The following is a 14,972-nucleotide window of genomic DNA, read 5'->3' as shown; positions in this document are numbered from 1 at the left end:
CCTCAGTGCAGCGCGGCCCGGGGGCGCTCCTCGAGCTGCCGGCTGCGGGCGGCGTGCGTGCGCTCGAAGAACTCCACCACGAGCCCGCCGAAGGCCACCCGGGGCGCCTCGGCGGCCGGGTCCGCGAGGCGCTGGAAGTAGGCCACCGCCGAGTCCACGGCCTCGTCCACCGCGCGGTTGAGGGTGGTGCGCTCCTCGTCGCTGCCGCCCAGCACCTCCAGCGCGTCCACGAGGCAGCGGCGCAGGGCCGCGAACTCGTCGTAGAGGGCGCGCACGCCGCGCTCGCGCGACAGGCGCAGCACCGCGCGCGTGCGGCCCCAGGCGCTGCTCGGGTCCCCGGCGAGGCTGCGGCCCACCTCGCAGATGAAGGGCTCCACCACGTCATCGAGCAGGTTGTGGGGGATCTCGCCCTTCTTCCCCTCGGCGTACCGCACGCGGCGCCACGCCGCCGCCACCCTGTCCGGCTGCTGCGAGAACACCCGCGCCGCCCCCGCCGCCACCCGCCTCGCCCGCTCCGCCATGTGTCCGGCCTCCTCGGTTGCCGCCCCTGCTGAGCAAGAGCCCGGCCAAGGGACGCGCCCCGGAGCGGGGACCGGAGATCAACGGGTTGCAGCGTCCGGAGGGAACCTTCCGGCACCCGCGGCTGTAAATTGTTTTCCCATGTAGGTGAAAAGGCGCAGCCGCCCCCGGCACCTCAGTGCAGGGTGGGCTTCGTCGGGCGCTGCGCCTCGGCGTCGCGCTCGGCCTCGGGCGGGGCGGCCTCGGGCGGGGCCTCGCTCGCGGCCGGCGCAGGCGGCTCCCAGGAGGGCAGGGCGCTGTCGGTGAGCGGGGGGAGCGCGAGGGTGCTCGGGGCGGCGAGGGCGGCCTCCTCGGCCGCGAGACGGGCCTCCTCCTCGGCCTCCCGCGCGTCCTCCAGCTCCAGCGCGGCGAGGTGGCGGCGCTTCTGGCGCTGGCGCAGGACGAAGGCCGCGCAGCACAGCAGGGTGGCGAGGAGCCAGAGCAGCTCGCCGGTGGTGGCGAGCGGGAGCCAGCCGTAGCGCGCAGGGAGCTCCTCGCGCCAGGACTCCTCCTCCAGCCGCAGCGTGCTGCGGAAGGCGCGGGCGAAGGCGGTCTCGAAGGGGGCGCCGCGGCCCACCGCGTCCACCAGCTCCGCCATGCGCTCGGGGCCGTAGCGCGAGGCGAGGTGGGCGACGAAGGCGCTGCTCTGCGCGTAGGCGACCTCCACGTCCCACGGCTGCTCGGGCCAGCCCTCGTCGAGGTCCTCGAAGTGCAGGATGCGGTCCTGCCGCACGGCGCGGAACAGGGCCGTGTACTGGGAGACCGAGAGGCGCTCGCCGCTCACGTTCATGGCGAGCCCCTCCTGGAACCAGCGCGGCCATGCGGGGCCCAGCTGGCCCAGCGCCACGTGCGCGAGCTCGTGGCGCAGCGTGGTGGGGCCCTGCTCGCTGCGCAGGCTGAGGGCGTCCAGGAGGATGATCTGGTGGGCCGGGTACGCGAGCGCCACGGCCCAGCCCGGGGGCGCGCCGCCCGGCAGCGCGAGCGCCTCGAACTCCTCGCGCCCCACGCCCACGCGGATCTCCGTGGTGCCCTTCCAGTCGCGGCCCAGCAGCTGCCCGAAGCTGTCGCGCACGCCCTCGATCTCCTTCGCGAGCGCGCGCGCGGCGCCCTCGGCCCGGGCCGTGTAGAGGATGCGGAAGCGCCGCGTGCTCAGCTCACCGGCGACGAGCGCGGGGCGCGGCAGGGGCAGCAGCGCGGGCTCACCGCCCGCGTGGGAGCCTGCGCTGGTGCGCCCGTCCGAGGCGACGACCGACGGCAGGGCCCGCTCGCCGCGCACGTCCTCGACCGGAGAGGGCTGCGGCGTGGCGGCGAGCGCGCGCGGGGCGCCCAGCAGGGCGAGCAGGAGCAGCAGGGCGGGGGGCAGGAGGCGCTTCACGGCGCACCAGAGATAACAGCCTCGCGCCGTGCGGCATCAAGACCCGCTGCGTGCGCCCCGCTTCGACGCGCGGTGTCACCCGCGCGGCGGGACTACTCGGTGGCGCCGGCCTTCTTCTGGGCGAGGTAGGCCACGTTGTCCTCGATGCGCTCGTAGTCGCGGTCCGCGAACGAGGGGCTGCGGAAGGTCTCCAGCAGCTTGAGGTGCGAGTCCACCACCGAGCGCACCTGGCTCTCGAACTGCACGCGCTGGCGCTTGAGCTCGTTGATGTCCTCCACCACCTGCACGAGCTTGGTGTGCGCGCCCTGGACGATCTTCTCGGCCTGGTGCTCGGCGTCCGCGAGGATGATGTCCGCCTCCTTCTTCGCCGCGGACTTGAGGTCCTCGCTGATGCGCTGCGCGGTGACCATGGTCTCCTGCAGCGTGCGCTCGCGCTCGAGGTGCTGCTCGAGCCGCGACTGGGTGCGCTTGAGCTCCTCCTTCAGCGCGATGTTCTCCTTCACGACCTCCTCGAACTCGCCGGCGAGCAGCTCGAGGTAGGCCTCCACCTCGCGGCGCGAGAAGCCGCGGAAGCCGGCTTCGAAGCGCTTCTGCCGGATGTCGAGAGGGGTGATCTTCATGGCCGCGAGTATAGGGCAGGGCTCCCCGCGCTCCAGGAACTGGCCGTCCGGGATGGGGGCGCCGTCCGCCGATGAACGCCTGCTTGCCCTGCAGTCAGGGAAGAAGAACGCAGCCGGGGCGTCCACCGGAGATCGCTCGCGAAAAAGCATGTGGGCAATTTCTTGACCCGATCCGCGCCCGTGGCACAAACGCCGGCGCTACAGGCGTGTTGCGCACGGGAGGCAAGGGGACAACATGACGGCGACGGTGGCGGCCTGGCAGACCCTGGAGGGCGTGGACGTCGAGTGCACCCACTGTGGCGTTCGGATGACGATGCACGCCGGGGCGCGCGTGAAGTACTTCCGCTGCGGCTCGTGCCACCGCTGGGTCTCCAGCACGTACACGGACATCTTCCGCGCGGACGCGAAGATGCGCACCCACCCGGTGAAGGAGGCGCCCGAGAGCGCCGGCTTCATCGAGGTGAAGGATCGCCTCGAGCGCTGGCTCACTCAGCTCGAGGACCAGGACCCCTACCGCGTGCTCGGCGTCTCGCCGCTCGACTCCGCGGAGACGGTGCGCAACCGCTACCGCGAGCTCGCCATGGAGCGCCACCCGGACCGCGGCGGCTCCGCCGAGCGCATGCGCGAGCTGAACGCCGCGTACGAGCGCATCCTGCGCCACCGCGAGCGCAAGCGCGCCGAGGCGCTGTCCTCGGGCAGCAGCACCCTGCCCGGGGCGCTGCCCGCGCGCAGCCGCTGAAGGTCGCCGCGCGCTGTCGCCTCCTGAACAGCGCGGCGCTCCTTGACCCGCAGTCCGGCGGCTCGCGCCCCTGCTGATCCGGGCGGCACCGTTGCCGCCCGCGCCCCACGTGTCGACCTTGGCCGCCGGAGGATGGCGACATGGGGCGTCGGTGGGCGGGTGCGGTCGGGAACTGGACACTGTGCGTGCTGCTGGGAGCGGGCTGTAGCTCGAGCCCTGCGCCCGCGTCGGACCCACCTCCCGCCTCCGAGGCTCCCTCCACGCCGCAGCCTGACGCGGGCCGCCCCGGGGACGCCGGCTCTGGCGACGGCGGCGCGAGCGACGGCGGCGGGCGCGACGCGGGCAGCCCGGATGCGGGCGCCGGCGATGGCGGCGCTGCGGACGCGGGGCCGCAGGGACAGACGCGCTGGCTGCACCACCCCTCGGAGCCGAAGCACGAGGTCTCGGGCGGCGTCGCGGTGAGTGACGCGGGCAGCATCTTCAGCGTGGCCACGCACGGCGTGGAGGCCGCCTACAGCACCGCGGGCGAGACGGAGCTGCGCCTCGTGGTCACGCGGCTCGAGCCGGACGGGCGCGTCGCGTGGACGCGCGCCTTCCCGGTGAGCCGGCCGCCGCCCACGGGCGACATCCAGGACTCCGGCTCGGTGCAGGCGCGCGTGGCGGCGGACGCCGCAGGCAACGTGTACCTCGCGGGACAGCTGCGCGGCAGCGTGAGCTTCGGCGGTGCAACCCTGACCTCAGGCGGCTTCCTCGCGGGGCTCACCCCCGCGGGCGAGCACCGCTGGTCGGTGGCGCTTCCCGCGGGCTACGAGGTGGGCGCGCTCGCGGCGGACGGCGCGGGCAACACCTACGTGGGCGTGCAGGTGCAGGGGGCGTATCAGCCGGACACCCAGTGCTACCCGACGGACGGTCGCGTGGCGAAGTTCGACGCGCAGGGAGCGCGCGTCTGGGAGACGAGCATCGGCGGTGCGCAGTGCGATGGGCACCGCGCCGAGGTGCGCGCGCTGAGCGTGGACGCCTCCGGGCGGGTCGCCCTGGGGGGCGCGTTCAGCGGGGAGCTGCGCTTCGGGGAGCAGCGCTACCGCACCACGGCCTTCAGCCCCTACCTCGCCGTCCTGGGCGCGCAGGGAGGCCTCGCGTGGCTGCAGCCCTTCTCGAGTGCGTCGGGCGCCGTGACGGGCGTGGGCCAGAGCGCGAAGGGCACGGTGGCCGCCACCGGCACGCAGTACGCGGCGGGGCACCTCGACTGGGCGGGCACCCGGCTCGACAAGACCGCGCCGACGGACCAGATCTTTCTTCTCGTGGCGGAGCGCGATGGGAAGGCGCGCTGGGCGAAGGACCTCGGCGCGGGTGAGCGGCCGGTGCTCGCGGTGGAGCCGCTGGGCAGCCTCGTCGTTGGAGGGCTCACCCGCACGTACGAGGATCCGCAGCGCCCGGGTGTGGACCCGCTGAACGACCCGCACCTGTTCGCCTCGCGCTTCAACCTCGACGGCACTCCGCTCTGGACCCACGTCTTTCCTCGCGGTGATGGGCGGCCGGACCTCTTCGCCGAGGAGCTGAAGGGTGCCGCGATGGTGCCAGGCGGCGCGGGCGCCTCGGTGCTCGCGGGCCAGTTCTCCGCGCCGACGGACTTCGGGACAGGGACGCGCACACCCGCCGAGACGGACGTCTTCGTCCTGCGGCTCGCGCCGTGAGCGGCGCCCGCCGGGCGCAGCGCCCGGCGATGCGTCCGGGCGCCGCGCGTCGGCCTCAGCTCGCGGCGGAGCTGCCCTCGTGCACGGTGTCCTCGCGGGGGGCGCGCACCTCGATGACCCGCTCGCCCCAGCGGGCGTAGAGCCGGTACATCACCGGGAGCAGGACCATGGTGAGCGAGCACGCGGACAGCGTGCCGAAGACGATCACCACCGCCAGGGGCCGCTGCGTCTCGGAGCCGATGGCGTGGCTCATCGCCGCCGGCACGAGGCCGAGCGCGGCCAGGGCCGCCGTCATCAGCACGGGCCGCAGCCGCTCGCGGCAGCCGCGCACGATGGCCTCGTCCAGAGGCTCGCCCGCGCTGCGCCGCTCCGCGATCGCCGAGGTCACCAGGACGCCGTTGAGCGCGGCCTGCCCGATGAGCGCGATGAAGCCCACGCAGGCGGCCACCGACACGGGCATCCCGGCGAGCGCGAGCCCGAACACGCCTCCCACCAGGGCGAAGGGCACGTTGAGCAGCGTGAGCACCGCCCGCCCGAAGGAGTCGAAGGCCTTGAAGAGCAGCAGCAGGGTGAGCAGCAGCGCCACCGGCACCACGGTGAGCAGCCGGTTCATCGCCCGCTCCTTGTTCTCGAACTCGCCGCCCCACTCGATCTGCATCCCGCCCTCGAGCGGTGCCTCGCGGGCGACGCGGGCGCGCGCCTCGCTCACGAAGCCGCCCAGGTCGCGGCCGCGCACGTTCATCCGGATGCCGATGTAGCGCCGGCCGTTCTCGCGGTTGATGGAGGCACGCCCCAGGCCGGTGCTCACGCGGGCGAGCGCCTCGAGGGGGATGCTCGCGCCCCCCTCCACGGGGACGCGCAGCTTGCGCAGCTTCTCCACGTCGTCGCGGCTGGAGAGCGGCAGGCGCATCACCACGTCCAGGCGCCGCTCGCCCTCCCAGAAGTCCGCCACGGGGCGGCCGCCCACCGCGGTCTGGAAGACGTGCTGGAAGTCGCCCAGCGACATGCCGTGGCGCGCGAGCGCGGTGCGGTCCGGCACCACCTGCAGCTGGGGCACCTCGCCGCTCTTCACGATGCCCAGGTCCGCCACGCCCGCGACCTTCGAGATGGCGTCCTTCACCCGCTCGGCCTGCTTCTGGAGCGCGACCAGGTCGTCGCCGTACAGCTTCACGGCCACCTGGCCGAACTGGCCGCTGATGCTCTCGTTGACGTTGTCGCGGATGGGCTGACTGAAGTTCACCTCGAGGCCGGGGATCTCGTCGATGGAGGACTGCAGGTCCGCGATGACGTCCGCGAGCGTGGGCGTGCTCGCCGGCCACTCCTCGGGGGGCTTGAGCTTCACGAAGAACTCGAGGTTGTTCGTGAGGGTGGCGTCCGTGCCGTCCTCGGGCCGGCCGAGCTGGGAGAGCAGCGACTCCACCTGCGGCTTCGCCTGGATGAGCTGGTTGATGCGCGGCACCAGCTTGCGTGCCTCGGTGAGCGACACGTTCGAGGGCAGGGTGAAGGTCATGTACAGCGCGCCCTCGTTGAGCTCGGGCAGGAACTCGGAGCCGAGGTGCGGGAGCGTGAGGCCCGCGGCGAGCAGCGCCGCGCTCGCGAGCGCGATGACCAGTGCGGGGCGGCGCAGCGCGAGCCGCAGCGTGGGGGCGTAGGCCCGGTCCGCCCAGCGCAGCACCGGCGATTCGCGGTGCTTCACCTTGCCCCGGTACACGAAGGACGCGAGCACCGGCACCAGGGTGATGGAGAAGAGCAGTGCGCCCACCAGCGCGGCCACCACGGTGTTGGCCATGGGGGCGAAGATGCGGCCCTCCACCCGCTGCAGCATGAAGATGGGCAGGTAGGCCGCGATGATGATCAGCAGCGCGAACACCGTGGGGCGCACCACCGCGATGGTGGCGCGGCGGATGCGCTCGGTCGCCGTGAGCCCGGCGTCGCGCGCCTCGTCGTGGCTGAGCCGCGTGAGGATGCTCTCGATGATGACCACGCCGCCATCGACGATGACCCCGAAGTCGACGGAGCCCATGGACAGCAGGTTCGCCGACATGCCGCGCAGCTTCAAGTAGATGAAGGACGCGAGCAGCGAGAGGGGGATGAGCACCGCCACCACCAGGGCTGCGCGCAGATCCAGGAGAAACACGAAGAGCACGAGCGTGACCAGCACCGCGCCCTCGAGCAGGTTGTGGCCCACCGAGCGCAGGGTGGTGGAGACCAGGTCGGTGCGATCGTAGAAGGGCTCGATGGAGGCCCCGTCCACGGCGAGGCGGGCGTTCACCGCCTCCACCTGCGTGCGCAGGCGCGAGAGCACCACCGAGGGGTTCTCGCCGCGACGCATGAGCACGATGCCCTCCACCGCATCCAGCTGCGAGCCCACGCTCACCACGCCCTGGCGGGGCGCCCACCCCTCGCTCACGTCCGCCACGTCCTGCAGGAACACGGGCGTGCCCTCGTGGGTGGCGACGCGCACCTTGCGCAGGTCCTCCAGCGAGCGGAACAGGCCCTCGCTGCGGATGACGAACTGCTCGGCGCCGCGCTCGAGGGTGCCACCGCTCGCGTTCACCGAGCCCTCGTGGATGGCGCTCTCCAGTTGCGCGAGCGTGAGGCCGAACGCGGCGAGGCGGCCGGGCCGCGGCTGCACGTGCAGCTCGCGCACGAGCCCGCCGTAGCTCACCACGTCCGCGACGCCGTCCACGCGCATCAACTGGGGGCGCACCACCCAGTCCTGCAGGGTGCGCAGCTTCATCGGGTCGCCGCCGGCGCCCTTGAGCGAGTAGCGGTACACCTCGCCGATCGGCGTGGCGAAGGCGCCCAGCTCCGGGGTGACCCCCTCCGGCAGCTCCGCGTCGCGCAGGCGCTCGAGCACCTGTTGGCGCGCCCACTGCCCGTCCACCCCGTCGTTGAAGGTCATGGTGACGAAGGAGAGGCCGAACATGGAGAGGTTGCGCAGCCGCGCGAGCCCGGGCGTGCCATTGAGGGCGCGCTCCAGGGGCAGGCCGATCTGCCGCTCCACCTCCTCGGAGGGCTGACCGTCGAACAGCGTGATGACGTCCACCTGGGTGTCGGTGGGATCCGGGAAGGCCTCCACCGTCAGGTCGCGGAAGGAGAAGTAGCCCCAGATGGCCGCGAGCACCGTGAGGAAGGCGATGGCGCTGCGATTCTTCAGGGAGAAGGTGACGATGTTCTCGAACATGGCCTAGTCCGCGAGATCGATCTGGTTGAGCAGCAGCAGCGCGCCGCGGGCCACGTAGCGCGCCCCCGGCTCCAGGCCCGAGCGCAGCTCCACCTCGCCGCCGCGCCTGCGCCCGGTCACCACCGGGACGCGCTCGAGCCGGTCGGGCGCGCGCGCCACGAAGACGAGGCTCTGCTCGCCCTCGCTCACCACGGCCTCCTCGGGGACGCGCACGCGCTGCGTGCTCGGGTCCGCGGCCAGGGCCACCTCCACGAAGGCGTTGGGGCGCAGCGCGTGGTCCGCATTGGGCACGCGCACGCGCAGCTCGAGGGTGCGGCGCTGGGGGTCCACCACCTCGGAGAGGTGCTCGATGACGCCGGGGCGCTCCAGCGCGGCGTCCTGCGTGACGACACGCACCGCGCCGCCCTGCGCGAGGTCGGCCGCGTCCGCCTCGCTCACGTCCGCGAGCACGCGCAGCTCGTCCAGGTCCGCCACCCGCACCAGCGGCCGCTCGCGCTCGGGCCCCACCTCGGCGCCGGGGTGCACGTCCAGCTCCACCACGGTGCCCGCGCGGGGGCTGCGCACCCAGTAGAGGTTCTCGCCCTCGGGGGCCACCGTGAGGCTGGACTGCTTCGCGAGCGCCGCCTTCAGCGAGAGCTGCGCCTGGGTGAGCTCGGCCTCGGCCTCCAGCACGTCCTTCTCGGCCGTGGCCTTGAGCCCGAGCAGCTCGCGCGAGCGCTGGGCGAGCCGGGCCTTCACCGCCACCTCCTCGCGGGCGCTGGCCACCTCGCGCGCGAGGTCCGCGAGCGCGGCGCTGCGCACGGAGAAGAGCCGGTCACCGGCCTTGACGCTGTCTCCCAGCTGCACGCGCACGCTCTCCACGCGGCCGGCCAGCGGTGCGCCCAGGTTCGCGGTGCGCTTCTCGTCGAAGTCCACGCGGCCCGGCACCGGCAGCGGCGCGAGCGCGGGCGCGCTGCGCGCGGCCGCGAGCTCCACGTACTTCCACTGCGGCGCGTTCGGGGCGAGCGTGACGCCCTGGGCATCTGCGCGGAGGGCGGGGGCGGCGGGCGCGGGCTGCGGGTCGCGCCGGTGGAGGAGGAAGGCCAGCGCGAGGATGCCCAGTGCGAGCGTGACGATCAGGGCCGCGCGCTTCGCCGGAAAGGTGCGGGGCGAGGGAGGGGGCGCGTCAGGGGAGGAGACGGAAGGGGCGGCGGAGTGGGTGGCGTGGGACATGGAGGGCTCGCTCAAGGAGTGGAGGAAGGGGACGCGGAGAGGTCGGCCGGCAGCGGGGGCTGCGCGCCGGCGGTGAGCGCCTGGGCGCTCGCGAGGCGGAACGCGGAGAGCTCGAGGTCGGCGGACTCGAGCAACGTCTCGCCCAGCGTGCGCCGCGCCAGCAGCAGCTCCTGGAGCGGCGCGCCGCCCGCACTCACGGCGGCTTGCAGGTCCTGCACCACGCTGCGCGCGAGCGGCAGCGTGTGCGCCTGCAGCCGGGACCGGCGCTGCTCCAGCAGGGAGCGCTCTGCGGCGAGCTGCTGCAGCTGCTGGCGGGAGCTCTCCAGCAGCAAGGTGCGCGCGCGCTCGGCGGCGCCGGCGCTGGCGGCCGCGGCCTGGTCGTCTGCCTGGCCCTGGTCGAAGAGGGGCAGGGGAATGGAGGCGCCCACGAAGAGGCTGTTGGGCTGGTTTCCCGCGGCGACGAACTGGTCGCGCACGTAGCCCACGCGCAGCGTGGGATCCGGGATGCGGTGGGCGCGGGCGAGGGCTCCCTGGGCGCGGGCGGCCTGCGCCTGGGCGTCGAGCGAGGCGAGGTCTGGACGCTGCGCGGTGGGCGCCCCGCCGGGGGCCTCGGGGAGGCGCGCGAGGAACGCCGCCGCGCGCTCGCTGCTGCCGAAGGGCTCGCAGGGCATGCCCACCGCGCCGGCGCACGTGCGCAGCGCGCTGGCCAGGTGGGCGTGCTCCTCGGCGAGCGCGCTGCTGAAGTGCGCCTCCTCCAGCTCGGCGCGGTCCGCGTCCAGGCCCGGGGTGTCCCCGTGGCGCGCGCGCTGGCGCTGCAGCTCGGTGAGATCCGAGGCGTCCGTGGAGAGCTGCGTCAGCGCGGCGGTGCGCAGCTCCGCGGCGGCGACCTCGGCGATGACGTCCAGGAGCTCGAAGTAGCGCTGGCGCAGCTGCTCCTCGGCATCGAGGCGGGAGGCGCGGGCGCTCGCCGCCGCGGCCTCCTGGCGAGGCCCGCGCTTGCCCAGCTCGATGAGCTCGGACACCGAGACCGCGTAGTTGGGGATCTGCGAGAAGGGCAGGTCCTCCGGGTTGTGCGGCCCCACCGGGATGGTGTTCCACGACAGGTCCAGCCCGGGGTTGGGCAGCAGGTGCGCGCGCCGCTGCTCCGCGAGTGCCGCGCCGATGCGCCCGCGCGCGGCGGCGAGCTCCGGCGAGCGCTGCCACAGCAGCGCCGCGAGCTCGGACTGCGAGGGAAGGGTCGAGAGGGCGAGGGTGGGGGGCTCGGCGTGTGCGGCGAAGGGGGAGAGCAGCAGCGCGGCGACGGCGCCGAGAGAGGCGAGGGGACGGGGGCTCAAGGTGGGGGCTCCGCAGGTGTGCGGGCTCCCCTGAGCACGGCCCGTGCCGCGCGCGTGGGGCACGTGATTCCGCGCGCTTGTCCTCGTCCCCTCCGCGCGCGCTGAAAGGGACTTTCAGCGGGGCTGCCCGCCGCTGAAGGATTCTTTCAGCGGCCCCCGCTCAGGGCTCTTCGAGCCGCTTGAGGAAGGTGGGATAGGAGAGGCCCAGCACCTTCGCGGCCTCCATGCGCCGCCCCCCGAGCCGCGCGAGCACCCAGCGCACGTAGTGGCGCTCCAGGGCCTCCAGGGTGGTGGGGGGCCCGTCCAGGCAGAAGGCCTCCCCGGATGGGCCGGCGGGCGCTGCCGGCGTCGGGCCCGCGAGCAGCTCCAGTGTGAGCTCGGGGCCGGGCTCGAGCACGAGCGCGCGCTCGAGGATGTTGCGCAGCTCGCGCACGTTGCCCGGGAAGTGGTAGCTGCGCAGGCGCGCGCGCGCCGCCTCGCCGAGCGTGGCGCTGCGGCGGCCGAGCCGGGTCCGCATCTCGGCGAGCAGCCCCTCGGCGAGCGGGAGGATGTCCTCGGGGCGCTCGCGCAGCGGGGGGATGCCCAGGCGGAAGACGCCGAGGCGGAACCAGAGATCCTCGCGGAAGCGCCCCGCGCGCACCTCGGCCTCGAGGTCGCGGTTCGTGGCGGCCACGATGCGCGCGCTGCTCTCCAGCGCGCTGCTGCCGCCCAGGCGGCGAAAGGCCCCGGAGTCCAGGAAGGTGAGCAGCTTCGCCTGCACGGGGAGGGACAGCTCGCCCACCTCGTCGAGGAAGAGGGTGCCGCCGCTGGCCACCTCGACCAGCCCGCGCCGCGAGGTGCGCGCGTCCGTGAAGGCGCCGCGCTCGTGGCCGAAGAGCTCGCTCTCCACCGTGGGCTCGGGCAGGGCGGCGCAGTTCACGTGCACGAAGGGCGCCTGGGCGCCTGCGCCCCGCGTATGCAGGTGCCAGGCGAGCACCTCCTTGCCCACGCCCGTCTCTCCCAGCAGCAGCACGGGGCTGCGGGGCGAGGTGGCGATGCGGTCCAGGGTCTGCACCACCTGGCGCATGCCCGCGGAGAGCGGCGCGATGAGGCGGCGGCGGCCCGAGAGCTCTGCCTCCGCGCGCTGCAGCCGCTCGCGTAGGCGGATGTCCTCCGCCGCCCGGCGCGCCTTGATCACCAGGTCCGCGAGCTCCACCGGCTTGGCCACGTAGTCGGCCGCGCCCGCGCGGATGGCATCCACCGCGCTGGCGATGTCGCCGTGCGCGGTCACCATCACGATCACCGCGGCAGGCGCCTTCTCGCGCAGCTCCGGGAGGAAGCCCATGCCGTCTCCATCCGGGAGGCGCCGGTCCAGGATGACGAGGTCGGGGCTGCCTTGCTCGAGCGCGGCGCGCGCCTCGTGCAGCGAGTGGGCGACGCGCACCGGCAGCCCCTCGCGCTGCAGCGCGGCCGCGGCGAGCGCGGAGAAGGCGCGGTCATCATCGACGAGGAGGGTGGCGAGGGGGGCGTTCATGGCTCGAGCTCGAGTCTCACGGTGAAGCAGCTTCCGGCCGCGGTGCGCTCGAAGGCGAGCTTGCCGCCCATGTCGACCAGCGCCTGGTGGGCCATGGAGAGCCCGAGGCCGATGCCCTTGGGCTTGGAGGTGACGAAGGGCTCGAAGAGCCGCTCCTCGAAGCCGGGTGGCGGGCCGCCGGCGTTGTCCTCCACCCGGACCTGCCCCCAGCGGCCATCGCGCTCCGCGCTCACGCGCACCCAGGGGGCGCTGACGCGGCCCAGGTCCTTGGCGCCCACGGCCGCCTCGATGGCGTTGCGCACCAGGTTGTCGATCGCCGTGACCAGCATCAGCGGGTCGGCCTGCACGCGCAGCGGGCCCGCGGAGTGCACCGTCACCTGCACCTCGCTGCGCTCCGGGAGCGCGGCGAGCCCGTCCACCGCCTCCTGCGCGACGCGCTCCAGTTGCACCGGCACGCGGTGCACCACCGGAGGCTTTCCGAAGGCGAGCAGCGAGCGCGCGAGGTGGCCGAGGCGGTTGGTCTGGCCCCGCAGCGTCTTGACCGAGGTCGCCGCGTCCCCGCCCAGCTCGAGCATCGACACGGCGGCCCCGAGCCCGTTGAGCGAGTTCTTCACCTCGTGCGCGATCAGCGAGGACGCGGTGCCCAGGGCCGCGAGCTTCTCGCTCTGGGTCACCCGCGCCTCGAAGGCGAGGAAGCCGCGGTAGATGCGGCGCAGCGAGAGCGCAAAGAGCAGCAGGGTCGCCACCTGGAGCACCGCGATGAAGAGCAGCTGCAGGCGCATGCGGCCGCGCAGCGGGGCGATGGCGGCGTGCTGGTCCGCGATCATCAGCAGCCACAGGGGCGTGCCCCGCACGGCGTTGGCTGCCGCGAAGACGGGCGTTCCCGCGAGCTCCCACTGCTCGCCCTCACCGCCGGCCGCGAGCGCCTGCACGCGCTCGAGCATCCCGCCCTGGCGCACCCATGCGGGCGCGCTGCTGGGGAAGAGGACGTTGCCCGTGGGGCCCAGCACCGCGAGCGACTCGCCCTCGTCGTGCAGCTGGGGGACGAGCCGGTGGGAGGCCTGGACCAGCCCCAGCAGCACGCCCTCGTTGCGCACGGGCACCGCCACGGCCAGCGTCTCCTCGCCCGCGGAGAAGACGTCCACGGTGGAGCCTCGGGTGGCCAGCACCCGCTGGAACCACGGCGAGCGCTGCAGCGCGGTGTTCGCCGCGAAGAGGCCGTGCGGCTCGCTGCGGATCACCTGTCCCTGGAGGTCCAGCAGCGCCACGCCGCCGGTGAAGAGCGAGGAGCCCTGGTGCGCGATGCGCAAGAGCAGCTCCTCCGGCGCGGCCGTGTCGTCGCGCAGGTTGACCTCGGGCTGCTGGGCCACGCGCTCCAGCTCGGCCTGCAGCAGCGAGACGTGCAGGGAGAGGGCGTCCGCGTACAGCGCCGACTCCCGGGCGAGCCGCGCCTGCATCTGCACGCGGCTCGCGCTGACGTCGCTGCGGTAGGAGATGAGAGGGCCGATGATTGCGATGGCCGCGAGCAGCGCGAGCCCCATGCCCACCGCGCGGGCAAAGGGCCGGTGGGCGCTCGCGAGGCGTGCGCTCGGGGTGGGGGTGGGAGGACCCTGCGGTGCGCTCTTCGCGGCGTCCGGGCTCATGCTCTGCGCACTATTGCGCGTGCGGTCCGCCGGTGAAAGCACCGGGCGGGGGGGGCCGCCGCACCCGGCTGGTGCCTCGGGCCGCAGGCGAGCGGATCGGCACCCGGGTCAATGGGGGACCGAGCCCTGCGCTTCCGTCACCACCTCCAGCGACTCCGCGCCCGCGTCCCGGACGGCGTCCAGCGCGGCCACGACGGTGGCGTAGTTGGCGCCGTCCGCAGCTTCGAAGAAGACCTGCCGCTCGCCCGGCCGCCGCTGCGCGAGCGCCTGCCGCAGGTGCCCGGTGAGGTCGTCCGCGGGCACGGGGGCGCCGGCCACGCGCAGCTGCCCCGCCGCGTCGAGGCTCACCAGCAGCTGCGAGCTGCTGGATGCACCGGACTCCTCGATGGCCGTCTTGGGAAGAGCGAGGGGCAGCTCCGCCTGCGCGAGCGGCGTCACCACCATGAAGATGATGAGCAGCACGAGCACGACGTCCACCAGGGGCGTCACGTTGATGTCCGCGTTCGCGCGCCCCTGCGGCGTGAGGAGGGTGCGGCGCTGCTTCGGGGGCCTCATCGCGCGCCCTCCGCCTTGCCCGGCTCCACGGCGAGCGCCACCCCGCGTGCGCCGGCGGCGCGACTCTCCTGCATCACGCGGCGCACCTCGCCGTAGGTGAGGCTGCGGTCTCCGCGCAGGACCAGCCTGCGTCCCGGCTGCTCGCGCAGCGCCTGGGTGAGCTGCTGCGGCAGCGCCGCGCCCGCGGGCCGCGAGGCGGCGTCGACGAACACCTCGCCCGCCTGCGTGATGGAGACCACGAGCGCGGGAGGAGGCGGCGCGCCCTCGCGCGCCCCCGAGGCCTGCGGCAGCTTCACGTCCTTGCCCGGCTGCAGCTGCGGCGTCACCACCATGAAGATGATGAGCAGCACCAGCACCACGTCCACCAGCGGTGTGACGTTGATCTCGCTCTTCGCTCCGCCTCTGCCGTTGCCCACCGAGATGGCCATCGAGTCCTCCTTCGCGTGCGTGTGCGGGCCGCGTCACACGGCTTCGGCCCGCAACGTCACGCTACGCACCGCGCGCGGGGCGGGTGCGGAGGGACGGCCATCCTTTCGTCACGG

Annotated in this window: 12 protein-coding genes; 2 read left to right on the top strand and 10 right to left on the bottom strand. The window is 74.1% G+C overall.

Annotated features, from left to right (window positions below):
• Nucleotides 1-2: 2 nt before the first annotated feature.
• From FGE12_RS02030 to FGE12_RS02020, 3 genes are all read right to left on the bottom strand, one after another.
• Complete coding sequence (locus tag FGE12_RS02030; RefSeq protein WP_153864489.1) at nucleotides 3-521, bottom strand: hypothetical protein; 519 nt, start codon at nucleotides 519-521, stop codon at nucleotides 3-5.
• 173 nt (nucleotides 522-694) lie between these two features.
• Nucleotides 695-1,933: a peptidase MA family metallohydrolase gene (locus FGE12_RS02025; protein WP_370458853.1), complete on the bottom strand. Its 1,239-nt coding sequence runs from the start codon at nucleotides 1,931-1,933 to the stop codon at nucleotides 695-697.
• Between the two features lie 92 nt (nucleotides 1,934-2,025).
• Complete coding sequence (locus FGE12_RS02020) at nucleotides 2,026-2,553, bottom strand: DivIVA domain-containing protein (RefSeq protein WP_153864488.1); 528 nt, start codon at nucleotides 2,551-2,553, stop codon at nucleotides 2,026-2,028.
• 235 nt (nucleotides 2,554-2,788) lie between these two features.
• Here FGE12_RS02020 and FGE12_RS02015 point away from each other — a divergent pair, with 235 nt between their 5' ends.
• A complete protein-coding gene (locus tag FGE12_RS02015; protein ID WP_153864487.1) occupies nucleotides 2,789-3,292 on the top strand; it encodes a J domain-containing protein in 504 nt (167 codons plus the stop codon).
• A 185-nt stretch (nucleotides 3,293-3,477) separates the two neighbouring features.
• Nucleotides 3,478-4,986, top strand: a complete 1,509-nt coding sequence (locus FGE12_RS02010; RefSeq protein WP_153864486.1) for a hypothetical protein — start codon at nucleotides 3,478-3,480, stop codon at nucleotides 4,984-4,986.
• A gap of 55 nt (nucleotides 4,987-5,041) precedes the next feature.
• On the opposite strand, the gene FGE12_RS02005 is transcribed toward FGE12_RS02010, so the two are convergent.
• The 7 genes from FGE12_RS02005 to FGE12_RS01975 all read right to left on the bottom strand — a co-directional run bounded on the left by FGE12_RS02005 (nucleotide 5,042) and on the right by FGE12_RS01975 (nucleotide 14,858).
• Entirely contained in the window at nucleotides 5,042-8,173 is a 3,132-nt protein-coding gene (locus FGE12_RS02005; protein ID WP_153864485.1) for an efflux RND transporter permease subunit, read from the bottom strand.
• A gap of 3 nt (nucleotides 8,174-8,176) precedes the next feature.
• Nucleotides 8,177-9,385 (bottom strand): efflux RND transporter periplasmic adaptor subunit, encoded by a 1,209-nt coding sequence (locus tag FGE12_RS02000; protein WP_153864484.1) that lies wholly within the window; start codon nucleotides 9,383-9,385, stop codon nucleotides 8,177-8,179.
• An 11-nt stretch (nucleotides 9,386-9,396) separates the two neighbouring features.
• Nucleotides 9,397-10,719, bottom strand: a complete 1,323-nt coding sequence (locus FGE12_RS01995) for a TolC family protein (protein WP_153864483.1) — start codon at nucleotides 10,717-10,719, stop codon at nucleotides 9,397-9,399.
• Between the two features lie 160 nt (nucleotides 10,720-10,879).
• Nucleotides 10,880-12,232 (bottom strand): sigma-54 dependent transcriptional regulator, encoded by a 1,353-nt coding sequence (locus FGE12_RS01990; RefSeq protein ID WP_153864482.1) that lies wholly within the window; start codon nucleotides 12,230-12,232, stop codon nucleotides 10,880-10,882.
• Nucleotides 12,229-13,875 carry a sensor histidine kinase gene (locus tag FGE12_RS01985; protein WP_153864481.1) on the bottom strand — a complete coding sequence of 549 codons (1,647 nt, stop codon included), beginning with the start codon at nucleotides 13,873-13,875 and terminating at the stop codon, nucleotides 12,229-12,231. The genes FGE12_RS01990 and FGE12_RS01985 overlap by 4 nt, the downstream gene beginning before the upstream one ends.
• Before the next feature lie 108 nt (nucleotides 13,876-13,983).
• Nucleotides 13,984-14,430 (bottom strand): biopolymer transporter ExbD, encoded by a 447-nt coding sequence (locus FGE12_RS01980; RefSeq protein WP_153864480.1) that lies wholly within the window; start codon nucleotides 14,428-14,430, stop codon nucleotides 13,984-13,986.
• Nucleotides 14,427-14,858, bottom strand: a complete 432-nt coding sequence (locus FGE12_RS01975) for a biopolymer transporter ExbD (RefSeq protein WP_153864479.1) — start codon at nucleotides 14,856-14,858, stop codon at nucleotides 14,427-14,429. Before FGE12_RS01975 ends, FGE12_RS01980 begins: the two co-directional genes overlap by 4 nt.
• Nucleotides 14,859-14,972: the final 114 nt, after the last annotated feature.

This window comes from Aggregicoccus sp. 17bor-14, assembly GCF_009659535.1.
In the GTDB taxonomy this organism is placed as follows: Bacteria; Myxococcota; Myxococcia; order Myxococcales; family Myxococcaceae; genus Aggregicoccus.
This window is presented reverse-complemented; position numbering and strand designations above follow the sequence as displayed.